This window comes from Lacrimispora sp. (assembly GCF_036758025.1).
GTDB lineage: Bacteria > Bacillota > Clostridia > Lachnospirales > Lachnospiraceae > Lacrimispora.
The window spans coordinates 254,353-278,671 of record NZ_DAIOXM010000002.1 but is presented as its reverse complement, the minus strand read 5'-3'; the positions used below and the strand labels follow the sequence as shown (position 1 = coordinate 278,671).

21 protein-coding genes, 1 tRNA gene and 1 pseudogene are annotated in these 24,319 nt (G+C 42.8%); 19 read left to right on the top strand and 4 right to left on the bottom strand.

Annotated features, from left to right (window positions below; translation table 11 throughout):
- Positions 1 to 5: 5 nt before the first annotated feature.
- The 4 genes from V7M78_RS03625 to V7M78_RS03610 all read right to left on the bottom strand — a co-directional run bounded on the left by V7M78_RS03625 (position 6) and on the right by V7M78_RS03610 (position 4,658).
- Positions 6 to 1,073: a BMP family protein gene (locus V7M78_RS03625; RefSeq protein WP_333646520.1), complete on the bottom strand. Its 1,068-nt coding sequence runs from the start codon at positions 1,071 to 1,073 to the stop codon at positions 6 to 8.
- A gap of 65 nt (positions 1,074 to 1,138) precedes the next feature.
- Entirely contained in the window at positions 1,139 to 2,080 is a 942-nt protein-coding gene (locus V7M78_RS03620) for an ABC transporter permease (RefSeq protein WP_333646518.1), read from the bottom strand.
- A gap of 4 nt (positions 2,081 to 2,084) precedes the next feature.
- The gene (locus V7M78_RS03615) at positions 2,085 to 3,140 is read right to left on the bottom strand and encodes an ABC transporter permease (protein WP_333646516.1); all 1,056 of its coding nucleotides are present in this window, start codon (positions 3,138 to 3,140) and stop codon (positions 2,085 to 2,087) included.
- A 3-nt stretch (positions 3,141 to 3,143) separates the two neighbouring features.
- Complete coding sequence (locus V7M78_RS03610) at positions 3,144 to 4,658, bottom strand: ABC transporter ATP-binding protein (protein WP_333646513.1); 1,515 nt, start codon at positions 4,656 to 4,658, stop codon at positions 3,144 to 3,146.
- A gap of 355 nt (positions 4,659 to 5,013) precedes the next feature.
- Between V7M78_RS03610 and V7M78_RS03605 the strand changes: the two genes are divergently transcribed.
- The 19 genes and pseudogenes from V7M78_RS03605 (at position 5,014) to V7M78_RS03515 (ending at position 24,303) form a co-directional block, all read left to right on the top strand.
- Positions 5,014 to 5,086, top strand: a tRNA-Gly gene (locus V7M78_RS03605).
- 670 nt (positions 5,087 to 5,756) lie between these two features.
- The gene (locus V7M78_RS03600; RefSeq protein ID WP_333646511.1) at positions 5,757 to 8,363 is read left to right on the top strand and encodes a KAP family P-loop NTPase fold protein; all 2,607 of its coding nucleotides are present in this window, start codon (positions 5,757 to 5,759) and stop codon (positions 8,361 to 8,363) included.
- 60 nt (positions 8,364 to 8,423) lie between these two features.
- Positions 8,424 to 8,750, top strand: a pseudogene (locus tag V7M78_RS03595) (AlbA family DNA-binding domain-containing protein); the annotation flags it as partial.
- 658 nt (positions 8,751 to 9,408) lie between these two features.
- Positions 9,409 to 9,894 carry an SRPBCC domain-containing protein gene (locus tag V7M78_RS03590; RefSeq protein ID WP_333646509.1) on the top strand — a complete coding sequence of 162 codons (486 nt, stop codon included), beginning with the start codon at positions 9,409 to 9,411 and terminating at the stop codon, positions 9,892 to 9,894.
- A 420-nt stretch (positions 9,895 to 10,314) separates the two neighbouring features.
- Positions 10,315 to 12,291 (top strand): methyl-accepting chemotaxis protein, encoded by a 1,977-nt coding sequence (locus V7M78_RS03585; RefSeq protein ID WP_333646507.1) that lies wholly within the window; start codon positions 10,315 to 10,317, stop codon positions 12,289 to 12,291.
- A gap of 242 nt (positions 12,292 to 12,533) precedes the next feature.
- Positions 12,534 to 13,451 (top strand): dihydrodipicolinate synthase family protein, encoded by a 918-nt coding sequence (locus V7M78_RS03580; protein ID WP_333646505.1) that lies wholly within the window; start codon positions 12,534 to 12,536, stop codon positions 13,449 to 13,451.
- A gap of 26 nt (positions 13,452 to 13,477) precedes the next feature.
- The gene (locus tag V7M78_RS03575; RefSeq protein WP_333646503.1) at positions 13,478 to 14,500 is read left to right on the top strand and encodes a methionine ABC transporter ATP-binding protein; all 1,023 of its coding nucleotides are present in this window, start codon (positions 13,478 to 13,480) and stop codon (positions 14,498 to 14,500) included.
- Positions 14,497 to 15,162 carry a methionine ABC transporter permease gene (locus tag V7M78_RS03570; protein WP_333646501.1) on the top strand — a complete coding sequence of 222 codons (666 nt, stop codon included), beginning with the start codon at positions 14,497 to 14,499 and terminating at the stop codon, positions 15,160 to 15,162. The genes V7M78_RS03575 and V7M78_RS03570 overlap by 4 nt, the downstream gene beginning before the upstream one ends.
- 35 nt (positions 15,163 to 15,197) lie before the next feature.
- Entirely contained in the window at positions 15,198 to 16,136 is a 939-nt protein-coding gene (locus V7M78_RS03565) for a MetQ/NlpA family ABC transporter substrate-binding protein (RefSeq protein ID WP_333646499.1), read from the top strand.
- 61 nt (positions 16,137 to 16,197) lie between these two features.
- The gene (locus tag V7M78_RS03560) at positions 16,198 to 17,400 is read left to right on the top strand and encodes a M20 metallopeptidase family protein (RefSeq protein ID WP_333646498.1); all 1,203 of its coding nucleotides are present in this window, start codon (positions 16,198 to 16,200) and stop codon (positions 17,398 to 17,400) included.
- A gap of 16 nt (positions 17,401 to 17,416) precedes the next feature.
- Positions 17,417 to 17,836 carry a PCC domain-containing protein gene (locus V7M78_RS03555; protein ID WP_333646496.1) on the top strand — a complete coding sequence of 140 codons (420 nt, stop codon included), beginning with the start codon at positions 17,417 to 17,419 and terminating at the stop codon, positions 17,834 to 17,836.
- Positions 17,829 to 18,611 (top strand): nitroreductase family protein, encoded by a 783-nt coding sequence (locus V7M78_RS03550; RefSeq protein ID WP_333646494.1) that lies wholly within the window; start codon positions 17,829 to 17,831, stop codon positions 18,609 to 18,611. The genes V7M78_RS03555 and V7M78_RS03550 overlap by 8 nt, the downstream gene beginning before the upstream one ends.
- 374 nt (positions 18,612 to 18,985) lie before the next feature.
- On the top strand, positions 18,986 to 20,314 hold the full coding sequence (locus V7M78_RS03545; RefSeq protein ID WP_333646492.1) for a 4Fe-4S dicluster domain-containing protein: 1,329 nt from the start codon (positions 18,986 to 18,988) through the stop codon (positions 20,312 to 20,314).
- A 1-nt stretch (position 20,315) separates the two neighbouring features.
- Positions 20,316 to 20,864 (top strand): BMC domain-containing protein, encoded by a 549-nt coding sequence (locus V7M78_RS03540; RefSeq protein ID WP_333646490.1) that lies wholly within the window; start codon positions 20,316 to 20,318, stop codon positions 20,862 to 20,864.
- A 109-nt stretch (positions 20,865 to 20,973) separates the two neighbouring features.
- Positions 20,974 to 21,363, top strand: a complete 390-nt coding sequence (gene trxA, locus V7M78_RS03535; protein ID WP_333646488.1) for a thioredoxin — start codon at positions 20,974 to 20,976, stop codon at positions 21,361 to 21,363.
- A 237-nt stretch (positions 21,364 to 21,600) separates the two neighbouring features.
- Positions 21,601 to 22,431, top strand: a complete 831-nt coding sequence (locus tag V7M78_RS03530) for a MerR family transcriptional regulator (protein ID WP_333646486.1) — start codon at positions 21,601 to 21,603, stop codon at positions 22,429 to 22,431.
- 257 nt (positions 22,432 to 22,688) lie between these two features.
- On the top strand, positions 22,689 to 22,976 hold the full coding sequence (gene eutM, locus V7M78_RS03525; RefSeq protein WP_333646484.1) for an ethanolamine utilization microcompartment protein EutM: 288 nt from the start codon (positions 22,689 to 22,691) through the stop codon (positions 22,974 to 22,976).
- 3 nt (positions 22,977 to 22,979) lie between these two features.
- A complete protein-coding gene (locus V7M78_RS03520) occupies positions 22,980 to 24,017 on the top strand; it encodes a DMT family transporter (RefSeq protein WP_333646482.1) in 1,038 nt (345 codons plus the stop codon).
- A 4-nt stretch (positions 24,018 to 24,021) separates the two neighbouring features.
- The gene (locus V7M78_RS03515) at positions 24,022 to 24,303 is read left to right on the top strand and encodes a hypothetical protein (RefSeq protein WP_333646480.1); all 282 of its coding nucleotides are present in this window, start codon (positions 24,022 to 24,024) and stop codon (positions 24,301 to 24,303) included.
- Positions 24,304 to 24,319 lie beyond the last annotated feature (16 nt).

The window sequence follows — 24,319 nt, the reverse complement described above, 5'->3', positions numbered from 1 at the left end:
CCGGTTTACTGAATAAAGATTCCTGCTTTGATTTCTTCTACGATTTTCAAGTATTCATCCTGGATTTCCTTTGGAACCTGGTTGGAGAATGTTCCCACGCTGAGACAGCCGTTGCTCAAATCTCCGTAAATGGTGCGCCCTCCAAAAGTACCCTTTTCCACGTCTTCCATGCAGGCCTTGACTAAAGCTGCATTGTCGGTTACAACGGAGCTGATGATGACCTCATGGTCTGCTGATCCAAGATCGCCTGGCTGTCCGATGTCATATCTGCCCTCCTGGCCTGCTAAGGCTTCCCTTGCGCCTGTATCCACAGCAGAGGCATCGCCGAACATAATGTCCACGTCATAGGTGGAGATCATGGAGGAAGCGATTTCCTTTCCCTTTGCCGTATCGCTGAATGAGCCGGCGTAAGCGGAGGACACCTTGATGTCCGGGTTTATCTTCTGGGCTGCCTTTTCATAACACTCCAGCTTGGCTTTTGTGGTGTCCAGTTCCATGCCTCCGATAAAGCCGATATTTCCGGTTTTGCTCATAAGGCCTGCCAGAGCTCCGGCCATGTAGCCAATCTGTTTGGCATCGGGAAGAACGGAGGTAATATTTTCGGTTTCAACTGTTCCGTTTAGGAGAATAAATTTGATTTCAGGGTATTCCTCTGCTACCTGCTTTACTGCATCGGTATACTGGTTTCCGGGAGCAAAGATCAGATCATAGCCCAATTCCGCATAATCGGTCATAACGGTGGCATAATCTGCAGTTGCCACGTTATCGGTGTAAACAGTTTCCCAACCGGATTCAGCAGCTGCATTTACCATAGCCTGATAACAGCTTGCGCCCCATCCTCCGTCTGAGATGGAAGAGTCTAACACCATGGCAATCTTATAGGACTTGTCAGCTGTGGTTTCGGCAGCAGCAGTGCCGGGAGCCGTGGTTTCCGGAGCCGAGGAGCCGGCATCAGAAGAGGCAGCCGTTGTTCCGGCTGATGGAGCGGCCGATGGGCTGGAGCAGGCTGATAAGCTTGCGGCAGCCAGAAGGGCGGCCATCAAGAGGGCAGCGGGGGTTCGTAGTTTTTTCATAATTAAATCCTCCTTGTCTGTGTTGTAAATCATTTATAATCTCAGGATGTGTCCTGGAATTATTGTTAACGCTCTTCCCGGTAGTAAGGCTGGCCGTTTGCTTTTGGACCGCTTTTCTTGATTCCGAAGAAGGCCAGGACCAGCAGAGTGAAAATGTAAGGCATCATCTGAAGGATCTGGTAGGGAGTGGAAGGGCTTAAAAGCTGGAACCGGATCTGCAGGGCGTCGCAGAAGCCAAAGAGCAGGCAGGCAAACAGGACTCCAGTGGGCATCCAGCGCCCGAAGATAACGGCTGACAAGGCAATGAAGCCCCGCCCGGATACGATTCCCTCGGAATAGGTGCTTGTGTAGCAAATGGTCAGATAAGCGCCTCCCATGCCTGCCAGGGCGCCGCAGATGATGCAGGCAATATACTTTTGAAGGGTCACATTGATTCCCAGTGTTTCCGCTGCCTTGGGAAACTCTCCCACAGCCTTAAAGTTAAGGCCTGCCTTTGTCTTATTTAAGAAAATGGCAGTAACCGGAACCAAAAGATAGGAAACGTACACCAGGGGAAGGTGGTTGAAAAAAACAGGTCCGAGAACCGGAATCTGGCTGAGAACGGGAATAGGCATCGTCTTCATGGACACTCCCTGGATCAGAGTGGAGGTGTCGGAAAAGGACAGCCGGTAAATAAAAGAGGCCAGGGCCGGGGCAAAGATGTTGATTGCCATGCCGTATACAATTTGAGGGGCACAAAGCCTGATGGTGCAGAAGGCGTAGATCATGTTGATCATCACTCCGGATAAGGCTCCAAAGGCAATGCCTGCCATGGGACTTCCCGTTTTAAAACCTATGAGAAAGCCTGCCAATGCCCCAAAGGACATGATTCCATCCAAGCCGATGTTGACCAGCCCGGCCCGTTCTGAATAGGTTTCTGCCAGAGCTGCCAATAACAGGGGTGTTGCCATGCGGACCGTTGACAGCATAAGCTCCACGAAAAAATTCACGTTAAAAAATGCGTCCATTGGTTCACTCCTTCCTTTTACCGGATATCCGGTTTAAATACTGTCTGATTTCCGGCAGCCTTAACAATGCGGTGCCTGCAACGGCAAATATGATGACCAGAGCCTGAATGATGTCCACCACTGAGGTTGGAATCTGCATTCCCGTTTGCAGGGTGCTGGCACCTTTTCTCAAGACAGCAAAGATAAATGCCACAATTGCAGTTCCTATGGGATTTAGCTGGGCAATGAGGGCGATGGCTACGCCGTCAAATCCAAAGCCCTGCCCAAAGCCGCTCATAAGGCGGAGCTGCTTTCCGTGAAGCTCCACGCTTCCTCCAAGGCCTGCCACGGCTCCGGAGGCGATAAAGGAAAACAGTACATAACGGTTGACGGGAAAGCCGTTGAAAAATGCGGCGGTGGCATTTAACCCCACTGCCCTCAGCTTAAAGCCCTTGGAGGTCCAAAAGAGGAAGTAATATCCTGCAAAAGCCAGAAAGATTGCGGCTGCGATTCCCCAGTGAATGGGAAAACCTTTGGATATGACCGGAATTTTCGTGGTATCGGGAATGGCAAAGGTCTGGGGAACGCTTCCATCCCGCAAAAGGGTGGTGTAGACGTAGCCCATAAACAGGGTGGCTATGTAGTTGAGCATGATGCTGACAATCATTTCATTTAAGCCCCGGACGATTTTTAAGATTCCGGGAATGGCTCCCCACAGTGCGCCGCAGATCATACCCATGCCAAGGCTTAAAAGGATTCCCGGTACACCTTGGACTCCTGTTTTTGTGACAAAAAAGATGCTGGCGACAGCTCCCATAATGAACTGCCCTTCTCCTCCCAGGTTGAATACCCCGCATTTATAAGAAAATGAGGCGGTTAAACCGGTGAAAATCAGAGGGCAGGCGATGACCAGAGTCTGGGCCAGCTTTCTGCTGCTTCCGAAGGCTCCGGAAAATAAAAAGCCATAAGCCTGAAAGGGATTTTTCCCCAGGCAGATGATGATGATGCCTCCCATGATAAATGCCACCAGAATGGAAATGACAGGTACGATGATTTTAGTCAGATTTTCTTTTTGCTTCATATGTTAATTCCCCTTTCCGGCCATTGCTTGGGAGATCTGCCCGATGGGCGGATTTTCTCCGGGATAAACTCCCATGATCTTCCCTTCAAACATCACGATGATCCGGTCAGAAAGCTTGAGGATTTCGTCAAAGTCTGCACTGATTAAGAGAATGCCGCATCCTCCGTCCCTGGCCTTTATCATGGTGTCGTGAATGTACCGGGCGGCTCCCATGTCCAATCCTCTGGTGGGATGGACTGCTATCAAAAGATCCGGCTTACTTTCCATTTCCCTTGCAAGGATGATTTTCTGCTGGTTTCCTCCTGATAAGTTGCGGACTTCCTGATCAATGGAAGAACAGCGGATATCATTTTTCTCCTGCATGTCCAGGGCAAAGGCAGTGATGGCCTTTCTCTTTAAGAGAGCGCCTCTGCCGTAAGAAAATCTCTTTTCTTCCGTAGATTTTAAGACCAGATTTTCCCGGACAGTCATATTTCCGATAAGTCCCATCTTGTTCCGGTCCTCCGGCACATGGGAAACGTGGGAAAGGATGAAGCCGTTTGGGGCAAAACGGGATATACGGTTGGTCTTTAGGGACAGGGTTCCGCTGTCCGGGGAAATGACTCCGGAGGCAAGCTGTGCAAGCTGGGACTGGCCGTTTCCATCCACTCCTGCGATTCCCAGGATTTCTCCCTTTCCAACTGTAAGGCTTACGTCATTTAAGCCGCTGTGCCTGTGTTCCTTCTGATAGTCAGCATGTTCCAGGCGAAGAACCTCTTCTCCCGGTGAGGTGACCTTTTTGTATTGGCTGGGAGCCATTTCCCTGCCGATCATCAGGCTGGCAAGCTCTGAGCCGTCTGTTTTGTCCTTATCCAAGGTGGCAACGGTTTCCCCTGCCCGCAAAATGGTGATGCGGTCACTGATGGCAAGGACTTCCCGCATTTTGTGGGAAATGAAGATGACGGATTTGTTTTCCCCTGTCAGTTTGCGGATGATAGCAAACAGTCCTTCTGTCTCCTGGTCAGTCAGGGCAGCGGTGGGTTCGTCTAATATGAGAAGCTCCGCTCCGCGGTATAAGGCTTTTAAGATTTCAACCCTTTGCTGAGCCCCTACGGAAATGTCCGTAATCAGCCTGTCCAGCTCCACATCCAGGCCGTATTTTTGGGAAAGATCAAGGATTTCTTTTTTTAGCTGTTCCTTTTTTATAAAAACAGAAGAATCCTTCTTAAGGCCCAGGATGATGTTTTCAAAGACAGTCATGGCCTCTACCAGCATGAAATGCTGATGGACCATGCCGATTCCCAGGCGGACAGCACTTTTAGGAGATTCAATTCTGACATTTTCTCCCCGAAGAAAGATCTGTCCGCTTGTGGGTTGGTATAAGCCGATGAGAATGTTCATCAGGGTGCTTTTTCCGGCTCCATTTTCCCCTAAAAGGGTGTGTACTTCCCCTTCCAGTACCGAAAGATTGATATTCCGGTTTGCATACATATCGCCAAAGCACTTCGTAATGTGTTCCATTTTAAGCAGTTCTTTCATTAATTTCTCCCATCTTTTCAAATGCCTTGCTGAAATATCTTTGTATTATACGGAAGGGGGGAGGGGGTGTCAAACCATAAACCGAAAGAGTTGAGAATGTTAGGTGAGGGCCTTGTATTGTGGGGGAAATACATTTTAAATGTAGGAAAAAAGGTAAAATAATAAAGATTGAGGAGGGGGATTGGGGAGAATAAGAGGATGGATAAGGTTGTGGTGAAGGATTGAAATAGAGAATGGAATTAGGAAATAGGGGAGGAGAAAGTGGGTGAAAATTTTTAAAAACCTCTTGCATTTTTTAAAAACATATGCTATAATTTCCGTGTTCTCAGAAATGAGAAAACGTAATATTGATTATGCGCGAGTGGCTCAGTTGGTGGAGTACGACCTTGCCAAGGTCGGGGTCGCGGGTTCGAGTCCCGTCTCGCGCTCTTTTTATTGGTAGCGGAAACCTAGGTTTTATTAGGGTTTCCGCTATTTTTGTGTGTCTGTCAGCCTGTAGACAGTTGTAGACAGCTTACAAAGCCTTTGATATGAAGTCAAATGTTTCTTTTTTGGTCAGGGGATTGTAGATATATCCAAGAGTGGTATATTGCATTTTGTCAGGGAAAAAAATCCCCTGAACCCCCTTATATATTTCATATGGCTACACTTTCTTTAGCCAATGAGGAAAATGGCTATACCAATTGTAGCCCAAATATTTATTAATGGAATGAAAATTTCGAGGATTAGAACTGTTGGCTACAGCTTCTATAGCCAAAATGAATATTTGGTTGTACTAATTGAAGCCAGCGGCTGTAAAAAGTGCAGCCATATTTTAAGAAAAGTGTTTTAAATATAAAATACGTGCAAGAGTAAATTCCAGTTATATTATTTGCAGAAAAGGAATTTGAGAACAATAAAAGTGAAGTATGTGGAGGTGAAATTTTGTTGTATCTTGAATTTATTTTGATATAATAGAACTATAAGCGTTTTTGTGTAAAAGTTAAAATCTGTAATGCATTGAAGTGTGATATTGGGGATATTATTGAAATGGTATCTGTTGATAAGAATGATAATAAGTATTAGGAAAATGCAATAATCTAAGATGAGGGGAAGCATATGGGGGAACAAAACGGAAGTAAGAAAATTAGTGATTTATTTAAAAGAAAATATATTTATGCTGTATATTTAAAGTATCCTTTTGTCGCGATTTTAAAGTATGTTGTGCTGACGTTGGCACTTACAGCTTTCCTAGATTATGTAAATTATCCAACTCAGTTGATAAATAAATATGGACCAGCAATGTCTGGTTTTGTGGGGATTTTTGTGTTACTTCTGTTTGGAATCATCCTGTATGAAAAACATATGTTAGAGTGGAGAAAGATTCTTGCAATTAATTTTTATGATTGTTTATTGCAGGTAGTGGGATGGGTTTCGTTTCTATACATTTTCTTAATTATTATTTTTTCAATGTTTCATCCATATAAGTTAATTTTATTAGTTGTACTTTTTCTTGTAAGTATGGGTTTGACATGGTCTAGAGGAAGAAATTATATAAAAGCACAAAGAAAGTCTGGCTTATATGAATCAAACATAGTTGATTTAAAAGAATTGTATGAGAATCGCATAAAGAATAAAAATGGAGTGATTCTATTAGAAGAACGTGATGTTGATTATGATTTACTTAATCGAAAGTCAATTATAAATCATTTGACTAATATTGTTTTGTCAACTAAACCGCAAGGCAAGTTTGTAATAAGCTTAGAGGGGAAGTGGGGGAGTGGAAAAACAACCATTCTTAAGAATGTGAAGAAAATTATTGAAGAAACCGATAAAGGTATAGTTATTATAGATGATTTTGATCCATGGACTTATGGGACAGAAGAGAGTATTGTTGAAAATTTTTTTAGTTGTATTATAAAGCGTAATGATTTGAAAATGAATACTTCTGAAATAAAGAGAAGTATAAGTATTCTGGCAAATGCAATTATAGATTCTCCAGAAAAATCAAACCTAATTTCTTCGTTTTTTGGGGGAAACAGAGATGCAAATGATAGTAAAAAACAAATCAATGAATATCTGAAGCTTTGTGGTAAACGAGTCGTTATATATCTTGATAATCTGGATAGAGTTGAAGATGACAAAATAATATTTCTTTTCAAATTAATAGGAAATGTTTTGGATTTTGATAGAGTAACTTATATAATTTCATTTGACAATGAAAAAGTTAAAAGAATATTTGACACCAATTTAAATATTGATTATGACTATGTTAAGAAAATTGTACAAATGCAGATTATAGTGCCAGAAGTTGATGGTACTGCAATGGAAAATATAGTAGTAAAATGTACTTCCAATTTAATCGCCTTATATGATAAATCGGATAAAGAGGCAAAAGAGTATAATGAATTCATCATATATATAGCCAAGCATATAAAGGATATACGAGATTTTAAACGTTTTATAAATTCGGTAGCAGTGAAAGCTTTAACAGATAGATCAAATTTATCAAAGAGAGATAAAATAGTTATTGAATATATCAGAATGAATAATTACGATCTATATAAGTCTATATATAATAATCGACAGTACTTTATTTCAGAAGATACAATGTATGATACTGACTTGTGGGTATCCTCATTTTCAATGGAGAAGTTTAATCAAGAAGGAAAAAACTTTTTTAGTGACTTGTTTTCTGTAAATTCTGAATACAAGGAGTTGTTAGGTGTATTATTTCCATACGCAGGGAAGTTTAATAAAAACCAAGAGCTGAAAAGTCAATATTCTTTTGGTGGTCGAGAAGAATATCAAAATATTGCAAGAAGAAGAGGAATAGCAAGTGCAAAATATTTTGACTTATATTTTAGTGAAACGGAAAATCAATTTTCGGTGCTTGGAGGATTTATTGAGAATGTTATTAATTCCATTAACGAGGAAGGATACAATATTTCTTTGGAATTCGATAAATTATTGAAAGAACTACCAACATCAGTACATAAAGAATTTTTTGAAAGAATAGAGTTGTATCTGACTGATATATGTAACCAATCAGTCTATAATTTTTTATGTGCGATATTTAATAATATATGGAGAATTGACAATTCATCAGTCTTTATGGGGTTGAGTGCGCGTAGTCGTTGTCATATTATTATGTGGGAACTTATACAAAGATTAAGTGATGAGGAATTTGAAGAGTTTCTAAAACAGGTAAGTAAGCAATATGATAAAATTGAAACTGTAAATAGTATTTCATATTGGTTTGAAAGTGACAAAGATAATAAGAATGTTGTGGGGAGACAAGAGCAGTGGAAAGGAATTGAAAATAGAATAGTTTCAGATATCATTGATCATGACATTGATCTCTATGCAGACGAGTATTATCATCTTCATAATATCTGGGCGTTATATCGCAATTTAAAAGATGAATTAAGCGTATTTCAATGCTATGTAAAAAAACGCATTAATAGGAAAAATATATTTAGAATGCTGTACGATGTTTTAGGGCATTCGGTTGGTTCTGGACATACTTATTATATTAGCTCTGATAATCTAAAAAAATTATTTGAAGAGGAAGTATTAAAAAGCTACTTGAAAAACGTTGTTGTGGAGACAGAAGATGAGGAGTTTTTATTACAGTTATATTATATGTATCAAGAACATCCGAATGATGAAATGGGTCGTAGGATTGGTAAAGTCTTTCCAGAAGAGAAAATATTAAATGTATAATTAATTTGGTAAAGAGAGGGGGAATACACTGAAACTTGGAATGGAAACAGGAACCTAGAATTCAAAAAGTCTACAGGAGAAATGAAGGAAGCAATGATTTCAATTGTAGCCATTCTAAATAAACATCAATACGGAGAACTTTATTTTGGGGTTTTGTCGGATGGGACGCCAATTAGTCAAATTATTAATGAAAAGACACTAAGAGATGTTAGTAATGCTATAAAGAATCATATTGAGCCAAAGATATATCCAGAAATAAAGATTGTATACCTGTATGATAGATCTTGTGTTCATGTGAAGTTTGAAGGTACAGAAGTACTATATTATGCTTATGGACAGGTTAATATAAAAGTAGCAGATGAAGATTTACCAATGTCTCTGCAATAAATTGAAAATAGGTACAAGAGAAAAATGATAGTGCAGATTTATGGGAGAATAATCTTTCAGAGTGGAATGTTCAGTGCAATATTATGATTAATGGGGCATTGTCAATCTATTCCAGAGTTATGGTTGCTGTGAAAAGTGAAAATATGTATGAGACAGAAATTACATTTTTTGATAATACAGGAATCTTGAATGTGGATGAAATCATGAATTTTATGGAACGATACTCCAAGTATGTAAAGTAACCAACATGTTTGCTGAATGGAATTTTATGGAAGAATACCTGGTTATATTATGAACGGCAGATGAAGAAAGAGGTTGATACAGTCAGTAAGAATTTGTCAGTATCAACCTTTTTGCTGCATAAATAATTCTTTGTTAAACATTCAAACTCCTACAGAGCCTCTTGGAAGTAAATGATTCAATAATCGTTTACTTATGATGCAGACGGAAACATGATCTCTGATATCAAGATCAGAAAGAAGGTATTATTCCAGCTAATTTGTAGGAAAATGTTTTTGTCCCACATTAGGTCAACGAGTCAATATATTGAACTTAATGAGTTCTGATATGACAAATTATCCTAGAAAAGTAGAGCGAACATTTATTATGATATATTTTAGGTAGTCTAATAACAAAAATAAATAAGGAGAATACACGCATGCAAGAAAAACTATACTTTGAAGGCTCAACATTATATGCAAAGTTCATTTTATTGATTCCAGAAATGCCACAGCGAGTATGGGAGTATATAACCCAAACAGAAAAAATTTATAAGTGGTTTCCTGATATTGAGGTAGGGAAATTAGATAAACAAGGTTATTTGATATTTAAGTTGCCACAACAAGATATTCATATGCCTATTTCTGCATTTAAATCAGAAAAGCTTTTATCATACACCTGGGGAGCAAATGGAACCGTTCGTTTTGAAATCATACAACTTCAAGAAGGAACACAGTTAGAATTTCTGAATATATTGCCAGAAGATTTCCCGAATCGAAGTCGTGATGTTACGGGTTGGTCAATCGCCTTAGAACAATTGCGAAATGCAATTTTAGATAAGCCAGTTGAATACAATTTAGAATTGCATCAAGAAAGAAAAAAGAAGTATGATGCTGCCATTGCTTCACTTCAAAAGAATCAATAAGCAACTCGCACTGCTTACTTTTATTGTTGATAATCGTAAGTAATTAGGTTTTTCAATACCCTTAAAAGGGTATAAAGTTCCAGAAATGGGCAAAGAAAAACCATCCTTGTAAACTTTGGACAGTTGAAGGATGGAATTTCTACATCTTTGATAGGCCAACCCCTTGTAGAGGGGCGGTTGTTTCTTTATAATTATAATATAACATAATCAGATAAGAAATGCAATAATCTAAGAACTTAACTTGAGCAGGACACTGGACACATCACCAGTGTCCTTTCCTTATTTGTAAAATATTAGATAAGTTATTGTAAAACATTAGTAAAGTGCATATAGTTATCTAAAAATTGACCGATATACACATTGAACTGCTGTAAATTACAACAGTATAGGCACAAACACGATATCGGAGGATAACGAAAAATGAAAAGGAAACGCAAGGGCATAAGAAAAGAACTGGTGACATTTACGATGGCGTGTATCATTTCTATTGTATTCGTACTGTCCGCAGGTTCCATTTACCTGACTTATGAAACTACAAGAAAGTCCCTGGAAAAGAGTTTAAAGGAGACTTCGGAGCTGGTATCAGAAAAGATAACCCAGCAGCTAAAGGAGTATTCCATCATATCTGAGTCCATCGCTCTTTATATGAAGGGAAATGTACAAAAAGATGGTAACATCAACATATTTTTAAGAATCTTATGCTCTCAGTATGGCCTGAAAAATATTGATATCATTTCCTCCGATGGACTGTCTATTGTAAATGGAAAATCTTACGAAGAAAGCAGCCCATATCTTCAGGCAAAAAGCGGAACCCCTTCTCTGTCAGATCCTTTGATTCACAAAGACTCCATAACCTTTGAATACGCATATCCCTATGACGAACTGGTCATTATGCTGGAGTTCCCTTATTCTGTTTTTGAAACCATGATTGCGGATACCAAGATCGGAGATACGGGAAGCACCTACATCCTGAACCGTGAAGGCATAAAAGTGGCTCATGAAGATTTTTCTCTGGTGTTGTCACAGCAAAATAACATAGAAGCTGCAAAGACCGATCAGGCTGCATATGGGGAAATTGCAAAGCTGGAGTCCGCCATGATTAGTGGTGAAACAGGCTTTGAATTTTACCAGTGGAAAGGGGAAAGCAAGTTCGGTTCCTATGCTCCTGTAAAAGATACCAATGGCTGGTCAGTAAATGTAACGGCTTCTGAATCAGAATTTATGACCGGTGTCAACCAGTCCATATTAAATGCCGTCATTTTAGGACTTGTTTCCATGACCCTTGCAGTTTTAGCCATGCTTCGGATCACCAACCGGATCACAAAGCCCATCGGTCAGGTAGTTGAGGCCATTGACAAGCTGTCTGCCGGAAATCTGGACATTGAGCTTAAAATGAAGCGCAGGGATGAAATAGGGGGAATCGGAGAAAAGGTCAATGAAATGGCAGGAAAATACAGGGATATCATTTATGACATTTCCTTCTTTTTGCAGGAGATATCCAGCGGTAATCTTACGGTTCAAAGCGATTGTGAATACCCCGGTGAATTTAACGGCATACGCAGTTCTATGGAAATGATTGCTTCCCGCCTAAATGATATCATTTTAAATATTCATTCCTCCGCCCAGGAGGTCAGCTACGGAGCAGGCCAGGTTTCCGGTGTTGCCCAGACTCTTGCCTCCGGCTCAGCCATGCAGGCGGAAACCGTAGACCGGTTAAATGGTTCCATTGAACGCGTTTCTGAAAAAGCCATGAAAAACACAGAGTATGTGAAGGTTGCTTCTAATTATGTAAATCAGTCCGTGGAAAGGGTCAGTGACGGCAATAAGCACATGGAAAGCCTGAATACAGCTATGAAGGAAGTGAGCCGGTTTTCTGAAAAGATATCAGGAATTACAAAAATCATCGAGGATATTGCATTTCAGACCAATATTCTTGCTTTAAATGCGGCGGTTGAGGCTGCCCGTGCCGGAGATGCAGGCCAGGGTTTTGCAGTGGTGGCCGGAGAAGTACGCAGTTTATCAGCCAAATCTGCCGAGGCAGCAAAAGAGACTGCCCTGCTTATCGGGCATACGGCAGAGGCGGTTTCAGAGGGGAGAAAGCAGACCGATGAGACGGCAGAAATCCTGAAAGAGATAGCTGAAAAGTCCATCCTTTTGGAGCAAGTGATCGGAGAAATCCAAGCCGCTTCCCTGGAGCAGGCTCAGGCAATGGAGCAGATCAGGGAAGGAGTGTCCCGGGTGTCGGATGTGGTTCAATCCAATGCCGCAACAGCCCAGGAAAGCTCATCCTCCAGCGAGGAACTATCCGCCCAGGCCCAGATATTAAATCAGGAAGTTTTAAAGTTTAAATTATTGGAAAACTACGATCAAATGGAAATGCAATCAACTGACAATTGAAACAACCCCACTGGAAAAAGTGAGTTCTGGATAGGATTTACAGATTATTAAAATAGAAAAAAGACCATCATATCAATAAAGCGCCAACGGAAGGAACAGACTTTCCGCTGGTGCTTTTTCTACCTCTGGCTATAAGTTGCTTTTATGACCAGTTGTATTTTTTATCTATTATACAAAAACCTATAGGAATGGTATGCTAATATACAGCAAAACGTTTTTCGCACAAGCAGGAGGAATAAAACATGATAAATTTAACTGGCTCATGGGTTGCTATGCCAACGCCATTTACAGAGGATAATAAGATTGATTACAAAGCATTTGAAACGTTGATTGAACGTCAGATCAAGTACGGAACCTCCCAGCTTTTCGTTCTCGGCTCTGCCGGTGAGGTGACTCTTTTATCACTGGAAGAGAAAAAAGAAATCGTTCATGAGGTCATAAAGATGACAAAGGGCAGAATTCCGGTATTTTTCTCTGCTTCCGCCCTGACAACCGAGGCCAGCGTGGACTTTGCAAAATACTGTCAGGCAGAGGGAGCAGACGGTGTCATTTTCACGGTACCGCCTTATGTACTGGTTCCCCAGTCAGCCGCCCTTGCCCACTTAGATGAATGTATGAGCGCTGTTGATATTCCCTGCGGAATTTATAATAACCCGTCAAGACTTGGAGTTTTAGTAACTCCTGAAACCATAAAAACCCTATCCGATAAACATCCTCACTTCGTAGTAGATAAAGAGGCCACCTCCAGCGTGGAACAATTGGTTCAGGTTCAAAGGCTTTGTGAAGGAAAAATAAAGATCATGTGCTGCGACTTCCCTAAATACTCCATTGTCATTCCAACTCTTGGAGTAGGAGGAACAGGAACCGCCAATATCGGAGGCAATATCATACCGGAAGAAGCGGCGCTTTACTCCAGACCATGGACTTCCTTCGATATTATAGAAGAAGGCAGAGCGGAATATTTTAAATGGTTCCCCCTTCTTCAGGCTCTTTACACATTTTCCAACCCCATTGTCATTAAGGCTGCATTAAACATCCTGGGGCTTCCGGGCGGCCATCTGCGCAAACCCTACCAGGATTTTGGCGGAAGCAAACTGCTGGAGCTGGAAAAGCTTATGGGAGAGCTGGGAGTTATTGACAAATACGGCGTAAAACGCTGAATCTACCTATGAAGGGCGACGATCCGATGATCATTCAATTTGAAAACGTAGAGAAAACCTTTAACAGCAAAAAAATGCAGGTACATGCCTGTAAGGACATAAACTTAGCCGTGGACAAAGGGGACATTTTCGGAGTAGTTGGCTACAGCGGCGCAGGAAAATCCACCCTGATCCGGATGGTGAACGCCCTGGAGCGGCCCACCTCCGGCCGGGTGACCGTAAACGGCGTTGTGATCAATGAATTAAAGGGAAAAAACCTGCGAAAAGCCAGAAAGGACATTTCCATGATCTTCCAGCAGTTCAATCTGCTGGAGGCCAAAACCGTCTTTGAAAATGTAGCAATGCCCCTGATCCTTAACCACACTCCAAAGGACGAAATCAAAAGACGGGTCAATGAAATCCTGAAATTCGTTGAACTGTCCGATAAGACAGATACATATCCCGGGAAGTTGTCGGGAGGCCAGAAGCAGAGAGTTGGCATTGCCAGGGCCTTAACCACAAATCCCAGCATTTTGCTCTGCGATGAGCCTACCAGCGCCCTGGACCCGAAGACAACGGATTCCATCTTAAACCTTTTGCAGAAGGTCAACCGGGAGCTGAATATTACCATTATGATCATTACCCACCAGATCAATATTGTACAGAAGATATGCAACAAGGTGGCGGTGATGGAAGACGGCTATGTGGTTGAAATGGGAAATGTAAAGGAGGTTTTTGCAAGACCGGTACAGCCCATTACAAAGGCATTTGTGGACACGGTTGTGGATCAGACCATTCCAGAATCCATTTTCGCGGCAGCGGCGGCAGAGAAGCAAAATTCCAGAATTTTCAGGGTCCGGTGCCTCAATGGAAATGTCTGTGATACCTTTACCCCTGACTTGAGAAAACGGTTTACGGCTGAAATCAACACCTTATTTATGTCAGTCAATGAAATGCAGGGCTCTGTGTTAACCATTATCGGGCTTCAGGTAAAGGGAAGCAAAGAGCAGATCAGAGAAGTGGAACAATACTTAAAAGAGAATTTTGAGTCTGAGGAGGTAGCAGTATGATTGAAAGTTATTTAAGAGTGCCGGGATCCACCCTAGCCCTTGCGGCTTCCCAGACCTTATATATGGTGGGCTGGTCTTTGGTGGCAGGAGCCCTTTTGGGAATGCTTCTTGCCATTGTCCTGGTCCTTACAAGACCTGACGGTCTGCTGGAAAACAATGCTGTATTTTTCATTACCAGCACAACCGTCAACATCGTGCGGAGCGTGCCTTTTATCATCATGATGGTTGCGATCATGCCTTTCACAAAGGCGGTGGTAGGCACCAGGGTGGGAACGGTGGCGGCTCTGATTCCATTAATCGTCCACGTAGCCCCTTATCTGGCCCGGCTTTTTGAAGGCTCCCTGTTAGAGGTGAACACGGGAATCATTGAGGCTGCCCAGACCATGGGAGCCAGCACAGTTCAGGTAATCTGGTATTTCTTGATACCAGAAGCAAGGGCCTCCCTGGTGCTGGCCCTGACAACAGGCACCATCGGACTTTTGGGAGCCACGGCAATGGCCGGAGCCATCGGCGCCGGAGGCGTGGGAAATCTGGCCCTTGTTTATGGTTATGAAAGGCTTAACATGCCCTTGATGGCGGTGACCGTCATTATTCTGGTGGTTCTGGTTCAGCTGATTCAGTCCCTGGGTAACGTTGCAGCCCGCAAATTGAGGCACATATAAATCTAAAATCAAGGTTCAAAATGAGGAGAAAACATATGAAAAGAATACAAAAAACAATACTTACTATTACCGCAGGAGCCATTTTTGCAGCTGCCTTAACCGGCTGCTCTGCTGACAGCGGAAAATCCACGGCCGCAGAAACCACCACAGCAGGAACTACAACAGCAGAAGGCACCACAGCAGCCCAGGCTGCTGAAACAGACGGTACCTCAGGGGCCACAAGCGGGGCCAAGGATCATCCGGAAATCAAATACAGACGCATGCCTACCGCCACCAGCGACCTTTTTGAAGCAGGAATTATCCCGATTCTGGAAAAGATAGGATATACCTTTACCCCTGTGGAGATTACAGACTCCATTCAGAGAGAAATAGCCTTAAGCGAGGATGAAATTGATATGCACATAGATTCCCACACCGCTTTTGTGGAAAGCTTTAACAAGGACCAGGGAACAGAGCTGGCTCCGGTGCTGGCTATTCCTACGGTGCCTACAGGTATTTACAGCGGCACAAAGGATTCTCTTGAAGCCGTTGCCGATGGAGACAAGATCGCTTTTCCAAATGATGCTTCTAATGAAGCCCGTTCATTACAGCTTTTAAGCGAGATTGGATTTATTGTCATGAATGAAGGTGTTGAACCCACCCAGTACACCACTGCTGATGTTAAGGAAAATCCCCACAACCTGGAGTTTGTGGAAATGAAGGGCGGAACTATCGCTGGTGTGAGAACAGACTTTGCTTACATTATATTAAGAGGTTCTGACGCTTACAATGCAGGAATTGATTTCGGAACAGCTCTGGCAGCAGAGTCCCAGGAAGATATCCTTCCTGACAACCGTATGCAGTTTGTGGTAAATGGTCCCCACAAAGATGAGACCTGGGTTCAGGATGTTATTGCAGCATATAAATCAGAAGAGTTCAGGGAATTTATGAAGGGTGAAAGCTCCTTCTGGATCCTGCCGGACTATTTACAATAAGAAACTTTAGTGAAGGGCGGATTCTTTATGAGTCCGCTTTTCTTGCACGTGAGGATAGGAAATGAATATAACAACATTAATATCAGAAATTGAAGAGTCCATTTATCAGGTGTATAAACAGATCCATGAAAACCCGGAACTGGGGATGGAGGAGCATGATACCAGCCGTCTCATCAGAGAAGAGCTTTTGAAACATTCTGATTGTGATGAGATCAAATCCATCGGAAGTACAGGGATGGTGGCAATTTTAAAAGGGGAAAAAGAGGGATCGGAGCATCATTTTTTGTTAAGAGGAGACATGGATGCACTTCCTGTTCAGGAAGACATTTTCCATGCTCCCAGAAGTAAAAAAGACGGAACCATGCACGCCTGCGGCCACGATGCCCACACGGCTGTTTTGCTGGGAGCATTGCGGGTTCTGAAGAATTATAAAAGGGATTTTTCCGGAAATCTCTACTTCTTTTTCCAGCCTGCTGAGGAAACTTTAGGCGGGGCAAAGCTGCTTTTAGAAACAAAAGAAATTGATCTGGAGAAGATTGAAGGGGTGGCGGCCTGCCATGTGATGCCTGACCTTTATGCCGGAGATATTGGCTTGAAATCAGGGGTTATGCTTGCCAGCGCCGACCAGTTTGAGGTTATTGTAACAGGTAAGGGAGGACATGGAGCCCATCCTTATACCACTGTAGATCCCATTGTCATTGCTTCGGACATTGTAGTCCAGCTTCAGAACCTGGTGTCAAGAGAGGTCAGCGCTTTGGATTCAGCAGTCATTTCCATATGCAGCATTCACAGTGACGGAGATGCCTTTAACGTGATCCCGAATAAAGTCCGTATGAAGGGAACTTTAAGGGCCTTGAAAAAAGAAACCAGGCAGTATTTGATCGGAAGGATCACCGATGTATGCAGCCATGTGGCACGGGCTGGAAGGGGAGAGGCTGAGGTGGCACTTCTGGAGGGACCGCCGCCATTTTATAATGATGAAGACTGGGTGGAGCGGACCAGAAATGTGATGGAAAAGCTCATAGGAGAAGAACACGTAAAAATGCTGGATATCGTCACCATGGGAGCAGAGGACTTTGCATTTATTAAGGACCGGTATCCGGGAGTGTTTGTGAGAATCGGATGCAGAACGCCTGGAAAGGAATTCACTCCCATTCACAGCAGCAGATTTACGGTGGACCGGAAAGCTCTGACTACAGGAATGCAGACCTTGTGTGGGATCGCTCTGGACTTTTTGGGAATCAAAGAGAATATATATGACTGAAAAGGTGAAAAGTGAGATGAAATATAATTTATTTGAGGTTACAGTGGGAAAAGGAGAAGATATCAAAACCGTTATTACAGACTTCATCCTGGACCACAATTGGAAAAACGTTTATATCATGGGGGCGGTAGGAAGCGTCATTGATATGGTGTTTACCACTCCCATTCAGAATCACCTTCCCCTGCGCTGCGGAAAGACTCCTGTCAGCGGGGCAGCTGAAATTCTCAGTATGACTGGGGAAGTTATGCCCATTGAAGATATGGATTCGGATTTGGAGGACATTTACCCGGATAAAGACAGTCCTCTTTTTGTGCACATCCACGCTTCCTGTGCAGTTGCAGGAGGTTACGTTTATGGAGGGGGACTCAGCAGCGGCAAAGCATTCAGGGCTTTGCGGGTGTTCATGATCCCCTTAGATGGTGATAAAAATGAATAGTGTGATTCAGTTATTAAAGGATCGGGTGTCCCTGCGGCGTTTCGATAAACGGGCCATCCGTGAAGAAGATATGGAAGTGATCTTAAATGCGGCCATAAGCTCTCCCACCGCATGCAACCAGATGCTTTATTCCATTTTGAAGGTTGAGGATCAGGAGAGAAAAGAACAGATTGCAGAATTGTGCAATCATCAGAAATTTATTGCCAGTGCTCCGGTGCTCCTGATTTTCCTGGCGGATCAGTACAAGTGGGATAAGTACAGCCGGTTAAATGGAGTGGAGCAGTATGCGGAGGCGGAAGGCATTGGTTTTCGCCAGCTTGATCTGGCAGACCTTTTGCTTGCATTTGAGGATACTATGATTGCAGCTCACAGTGCGGTCATCGCAGCGGAAAGCCTTGGAATCGGAAGCTGCTACATCGGCTCAACCCTGGTCAGTGACGGGGAACTTTCCAAGCTTCTCAATCTGCCGCCTCAGGTGGTGCCTCTGATGGTTCTTCCCATGGGCTATTATCCGGAAAATTTCAAACGGGTCCATACTCCCCGGTTTGAGAAACGTTTTGTAGTCTTTGAAGAAACGTATCACCCTCTTAACGATGAAGAACTGGAGGAGATGTTTCAAAGCAGGGCGGAACGGTATTACCATCCGTTGGAAAAGGAACGGGCTGAAAATTATGCCCAGCTTTTTTACAAGCAAAAAAGGGGAAGTTCTTTTATGAGACTGATGACCCAGTCCCTGGAAGAGATTCTTTCCAGATGGCATAAGAAGTGGCAATGACCTGGTCTTAAAAGCACTTTACATAAAAGTGAAACTGAGGGGAAGCTGCCAGGGCGAAAGAACCGGAAAAAAGGCGCTGGAATACGAAAAGCAGTTTTTTCAGAGGAACAGTGGGATGAAGACAGATTACGGGAAGAAAAAGAAAGATTTCTGAAAACATTAGGATTATCCGTTTTTAGTTCTGAATAAGTTGACAAATAAAAGAGTTCCATGTACAATGTTCCCTAAATTAGCCGTTTAGAGTGCTTGCTGCTGTATTTTAAGATTGCTGAACAATCAGAAAACTATAAAAGTGCTTGGCGGTAATGGCATTTTTATAGATATGGGGTGTTTGATGCAGTTGACGAAAAACGGTATTTAGTAGGAGGGGACGAATGGATCTTTTGCAGCAAATTAAAGATGCGGGTATCATAGGGGCCGGGGGAGCGGGGTTTCCTACACACGTAAAGCTTAAAGCCAAAGCGGAATACATAATTTTAAATGGAGCGGAATGTGAGCCATTACTGCGTGTGGATCAACAGATTATGGATGTGTACTCCACCGAAATAATCAAAGGCTTAGAAACTGCCGGACGGCTGGTCGGTGCTTCTAAAGCCTATCTTGGCGTTAAACTTAAGCATAAAGCATTAATTACAAAGTTGAAAGATACGATTATTCAACTGGGACTTTCAGACTATATGGAGTTAGCAGAGCTGAAGGATATGTATCCTGCAGGAGATGAGCAAGTGCTTGTCTGCGAAGTTACCGGACGTATAGTACCGGAGAGAGGTCTGCCATTAGATGTGGGATGTGTGGTTATCAATTCAGAAACCGCATTAAATATCTATAACTCTATAAGCGGAAAAGCAGTCACTGAGACCTATATTACCGTTGCAGGTGATGTGCCGGAACGGTTTACCTGTAAAGTACCTGTAGGGATATCTATTCGCCAGGTTCTTGAAAAAAGCGGTGTTGCTAATCTGGACGATTACGCAGTCATAGACGGCGGTCCTATGATGGGAAATGTGCTCTCAGATATCAATGGATATGTAACAAAAAAGAGCAAAGGATATGTGCTTTTAAAGAAAACCCATTCGCTGATAAAGAAGAAATCAGCAACTGAGGATCAGATGAGGCGGATTAACCAGGCAACTTGTGAACAGTGCAGAATGTGTACCGACTTATGCCCAAGATACCTTTTAGGCCACAGCATAAAACCTCATATGACAATGAGAGGCATGCTGTACAGATGCAGTGATGTAACTCTGCAGGAAACGGCACAGCTTTGCTGCCAGTGCGGGGTATGTGAATTATTTGCATGTCCGGTAGGCCTTTACCCTAAATCAGCCAATGTGTACTTTATGGGCAGGCTCAATGAGATCAAACACCGCTATGAGAGAAAAACTGATGTTTTTACGCCTCGCAAGGTAAGAGAGTTCAGAGCCGTACCCAGCAAAAGACTGATAAACAAATTAGGACTTCATGCTTTTGATCAAAGTGCTTCTTTGGTTGACATGGAATGGGCACCGGAATACGTTCGGATTTCCATGGTACAGCATGTGGGAGCCCCATCAAAACCTATCGTTGCTGTCAATGACAGTGTTTTGGCAGGGCAAATGATTGCAGCAATCCCTGAAGGAGCCCTGGGAGCCAATGTGCATTCAAGTATTGATGGAACAATCGAAGAGATAACCCCAAATTATATTGCGATCAGGAGGAAATAAAATGGCAAATGCAATTGGTATGATAGAGTTTACCAGTATAGCACGTGGTATGTATGTAGCGGATCAAATGGTAAAAGCCTCTTCAGTGGAAATCGTAACTGCCAGTTCTGCCTGTCCTGGTAAGTATATTGCAATCATCCATGGTGATGTTGATGCGGTTGAAAATTCAATTGGGATTGGCGTGGAATTAGCGGATGACTTTTATGTGGATTCCATTGTAATCCCCAATGTTCACCCAGGTATTTTTCCTGCCATAAGCGGTGCAACTATGCCTGAAAGAATTCAGGCAATAGGGATAATAGAATCATTTGCCGCACCTGCAATTATAATAGCTGCTGACGCAATTCTGAAAGAAGCGGTATTAGAAGCTATTGAAATAAGATTGGGGAATGGTATAGGCGGTAAAGCTTATTTTGTTTTCACCGGTGATGTATCGGCTGTAAAAGCAGGAATGGAGTCAGGACAGGCAATAACTGTTGAGAAAGGGTTACTGGTCAACAGCGAGGTGATACCTTCTCCGTCTGAACTGCTGATAGAACATTTATTGTAACAGGCCCTATGGGAAGAAAACATGAGAATTCCATAACGTTTTGTAAAATCAAAAGCAAAAAGATATTGACAAATATAACTGTAACTTTTATAATAACAGTAAGGTTGTTATGAGATATCTAGATTGTGATAAAACTATAAAAGACAGATATACGAAAAGTCAGATTCAGAAGGAGGAATACAATATGGCAGTATTAGCATTAACAGCAGAGACTTTTGAAAAAGAAATCAGCAGCGGCATTACTTTAGTGGACTTCTGGGCAGCCTGGTGCGGTCCTTGTAAGATGTTTGCCCCTGTACTGGATGAAATCGCAGAAGCGAATCTTCCTGATGTAAAGGTGTGCAAGGTGAATGTGGATGAACAGCCTGAACTGGCAAGCCGGTTTAGGGTCATGACCATTCCTACTGTTGTCATTTTCAAGGATGGGGAAGCTAAGACCACTTCTGTAGGTGTTAAACCTAAGAAAGAAGTTCTGGAAATGATTGAACGTGTAAGATAATAATTGCATCATAAATCACAGGTCCTTCCGCCTAAAGGGAGGGCCTGTTTTTTTAGAGATTCTCCTGGTTCCCGTCAGGGTATTTTTTGTTTACAATAGATTGCATAAATTAATCTTGACATTCCCCTATACGGTAAGGGTTATACTGAACATACTAACGGGGCAGTGAAAAAGTTCTCGTGATAAAAAGGGTATAGGGAGCCATTTGGACATGTAATGTATTGATAAGGGGTTATCATGGAAGGGAAAAAATATTCAATTGGAGAAGTCAGTAAAATCTGCAATATTTCAACGAAAGCATTGCGTTTTTATGACAAGATCGGGCTTATACCTCCCGATACGATTTGCGAAGAGAATAATTACAGGTATTATGATGAGAAGACGCTTCTGACGGTTCCCATCGTCAAGTATTACAAGCAGATGGGGTTTAAGCTGGAGGAAATGCAGGGGCTGGTGGATGGGAATGCGTATTACTATGTGGAACAGAGCTTCCTCAGTAAGATTGACCAGCTTCGCATTCAGGAACAGCAGATTCACAACAGCTATGTGTCTGTTAAGGAGTGGTACGAGCTGATACAGGAAGCCAAGATGGTCCTTGAAAACGAGGTAAATGAGGTTTCCGTAAAATACGTTCAGCCGGTCAATTATTGTGGTATGGAGCAGGATTTTTCTTATAATTACATGGAATCCATTGTCAACATCGAATGGACCAATCATCTGGAATCAGCTGAAAATGAGATCACCGGAGCGGTTATTTTGCGGTTTGATTCCTTTAAGGAAAAGATGGAGGGAAAGTGCAAACGGGCCAAAATCATACAAAAACCCATTCATCCCTGTAAGGACAGCTTAAGCCGTCAGGAGTACGGAGGGTTTATGGCGGCTTCCGTGTATCACATCGGAGAGCATGAAACCATTGACGAAGAGTATGAAAAGATACTGGACTGGGTGGAAAAGAGAGGGTACCGCTGCGGAGAGGAAAGCTTTGAGCGCTACGTGGTGGATTACTGGACTACCAAGAATCCGGCTAAGTTCGTAACAGAGGTAATCGTACCCATATACAGAGAATAACAGAGAGCAGGGAAGGAAAAAACTTCCCTGTTTTTTTTGTAATTTTAAGGAAAAATAAAAGTTTAAATATGTATTGACATTCCCTATAAGGGGAGGGGCTATACTAAATGCATAGAAAAGCGCAGGCATCAAAATAAATTTAGTCAGATTTAAACAGACTCTGCGTCTTCTAAACGTTTCAGCTGAACGTAGAGAAAAAAATTAAGAAGCAAAAAACCTGAATTTTGTGCAGTATTCAATTAAGGAGGAAACAAAACATGAAGTATGACGCATTGGGAATGATTGAGACAAAGGGCCTGATTGGTTCTATCGAAGCTGCAGATGCAATGGTAAAAGCGGCCAACGTTACCCTCTTGGGAAAAGAGCTGGTAGGCGGCGGCCTTGTTACCGTTATGGTAAGAGGTGACGTAGGTGCGGTGAAGGCAGCTACTGACGCAGGCGCTGCTGCAGCTCAGAGAGTGGGTGAACTGGTTTCCGTTCACGTAATCCCGCGTCCTCACGGTGAGGTAGAGACTATTCTTCCAAAAGAGAAAAAAGGAGAATAAAGAATGAGTGCTCAGACAAACACTGTATCCCCAGGTGCAAATGCAGCGCCTGTATCCGCAAGTGTAAAAATGGCGGCTGTCAATAAAAAATTTCGCAAAATAGGAATTGCAATGGGTATTATTTCCGGCTTTACATACGGAGTATTTACCGTGCTTGCCATGGTGGCAGGAGGATATGAACCGCTGGCAGGTGCTGCTTTTGGCGGCATGGCGGGCATTCTTATTGTTCCTTATATCTCAACAGGTTTAAACGATCTGATAGCAGGAATCTGGCTGACGATCTATAACGCCAAAGACGGACGTCTCCCTGAACTGGGACGAAGCCTGAATGTTTTCCCCGGAAAGATCATCGTTTTAGGCTCTCTTCTGGGAGGTCCTATTGCAAATGGTGCTTATCTGGTTGGAATTTCACTGGCAGGAGCTTATGCCATTCCGATTTCAGCTTTGACAGCATTATTTGCTGCTGTTTTCGGAAGGATTTTCCTGAAACAGAAAATTACCCCAAGAGTTATGGTCGGTATGCTGGTGTGCGTGGCGGGAGCCATTATCATCAATATAACCAAGCCGGAAGGCGCCCAGAACTTCACCCTCGGTGTTATTTTTGCTTTGATTGCAGCAGTATGCTGGGCTCTTGAAGGAGTAGCTTCTGCTTACGGCGGTGCCATGCTTGAATCTGAAGTAACCGTTAATCTGCGTCAGCTGATTTCCGGTGTGGTTTGTTTATTTGTAATCCTTCCTATCGTAGGCGGAATGGGATTACTGGGAGAAACTCTTACGGCAGTGACCCCTGTTATCTGGCTGGCACTTTCCGGTCTGGGAGCAGCAGTATCCTTCCTCACCTGGTACAAGGCCAATGCTATGGTAGGTGTTGCTATCGGTATGTCCTTAAACGTAACCTATGCATTCTGGGGCGTGCTCTTTGCTATTTTGTTCCTGGGACAGCCAATGACCCTTACAATCATTGTCGGCTCCATCATTATCGTGGCAGGTGCAATCCTGGTAACCATGAATCCAATGGATTTATTTAGGAAAGGGGAATAAGGCCATGTTGTTACCTGCAAGAACGGCAGTTTTAAATTACTTATACGGTGTTAAAAATGCAGACATCGCTCAGATCATGGAGGCATTGAAGCCAATATATGGCGGAGAGCGTCCTTTTAACAAGACCTGCTATCTGGACCATGTTATGTCACTGGAAGCAAACGGGCTGGTATCCTTATGCAAGTATGACCTGGACGAAAACGGGGAGCTTCGCATGTACTTCGAAATCAGCGAAGATGGAAAAGCTACCGTGGATAAATATGTGGATAAGAGATACCGCGCTTAGTAAAAAATAAGGAGGT

Excerpts from the sequence above, each read along its gene's own strand:
- V7M78_RS03625 (WP_333646520.1), bottom strand. The coding sequence starts at position 1,073 with ATGAAAAAACTACGAACCCCCGCTGCCCTCTTGATGGCCGCCCTTCTG.
- V7M78_RS03620 (WP_333646518.1), bottom strand. The coding sequence starts at position 2,080 with ATGGACGCATTTTTTAACGTGAATTTTTTCGTGGAGCTTATGCTGTCA.
- V7M78_RS03615 (WP_333646516.1), bottom strand. The coding sequence starts at position 3,140 with ATGAAGCAAAAAGAAAATCTGACTAAAATCATCGTACCTGTCATTTCC.
- V7M78_RS03610 (WP_333646513.1), bottom strand. The coding sequence starts at position 4,658 with ATGAAAGAACTGCTTAAAATGGAACACATTACGAAGTGCTTTGGCGAT.
- V7M78_RS03600 (WP_333646511.1), top strand. The coding sequence starts at position 5,757 with ATGGGGGAACAAAACGGAAGTAAGAAAATTAGTGATTTATTTAAAAGA.
- V7M78_RS03590 (WP_333646509.1), top strand. The coding sequence starts at position 9,409 with ATGCAAGAAAAACTATACTTTGAAGGCTCAACATTATATGCAAAGTTC.
- V7M78_RS03585 (WP_333646507.1), top strand. The coding sequence starts at position 10,315 with ATGAAAAGGAAACGCAAGGGCATAAGAAAAGAACTGGTGACATTTACG.
- V7M78_RS03580 (WP_333646505.1), top strand. The coding sequence starts at position 12,534 with ATGATAAATTTAACTGGCTCATGGGTTGCTATGCCAACGCCATTTACA.
- V7M78_RS03575 (WP_333646503.1), top strand. The coding sequence starts at position 13,478 with ATGATCATTCAATTTGAAAACGTAGAGAAAACCTTTAACAGCAAAAAA.
- V7M78_RS03570 (WP_333646501.1), top strand. The coding sequence starts at position 14,497 with ATGATTGAAAGTTATTTAAGAGTGCCGGGATCCACCCTAGCCCTTGCG.
- V7M78_RS03565 (WP_333646499.1), top strand. The coding sequence starts at position 15,198 with ATGAAAAGAATACAAAAAACAATACTTACTATTACCGCAGGAGCCATT.
- V7M78_RS03560 (WP_333646498.1), top strand. The coding sequence starts at position 16,198 with ATGAATATAACAACATTAATATCAGAAATTGAAGAGTCCATTTATCAG.
- V7M78_RS03555 (WP_333646496.1), top strand. The coding sequence starts at position 17,417 with ATGAAATATAATTTATTTGAGGTTACAGTGGGAAAAGGAGAAGATATC.
- V7M78_RS03550 (WP_333646494.1), top strand. The coding sequence starts at position 17,829 with ATGAATAGTGTGATTCAGTTATTAAAGGATCGGGTGTCCCTGCGGCGT.
- V7M78_RS03545 (WP_333646492.1), top strand. The coding sequence starts at position 18,986 with ATGGATCTTTTGCAGCAAATTAAAGATGCGGGTATCATAGGGGCCGGG.
- V7M78_RS03540 (WP_333646490.1), top strand. The coding sequence starts at position 20,316 with ATGGCAAATGCAATTGGTATGATAGAGTTTACCAGTATAGCACGTGGT.
- trxA (WP_333646488.1), top strand. The coding sequence starts at position 20,974 with ATGAGATATCTAGATTGTGATAAAACTATAAAAGACAGATATACGAAA.
- V7M78_RS03530 (WP_333646486.1), top strand. The coding sequence starts at position 21,601 with ATGGAAGGGAAAAAATATTCAATTGGAGAAGTCAGTAAAATCTGCAAT.
- eutM (WP_333646484.1), top strand. The coding sequence starts at position 22,689 with ATGAAGTATGACGCATTGGGAATGATTGAGACAAAGGGCCTGATTGGT.
- V7M78_RS03520 (WP_333646482.1), top strand. The coding sequence starts at position 22,980 with ATGAGTGCTCAGACAAACACTGTATCCCCAGGTGCAAATGCAGCGCCT.
- V7M78_RS03515 (WP_333646480.1), top strand. The coding sequence starts at position 24,022 with ATGTTGTTACCTGCAAGAACGGCAGTTTTAAATTACTTATACGGTGTT.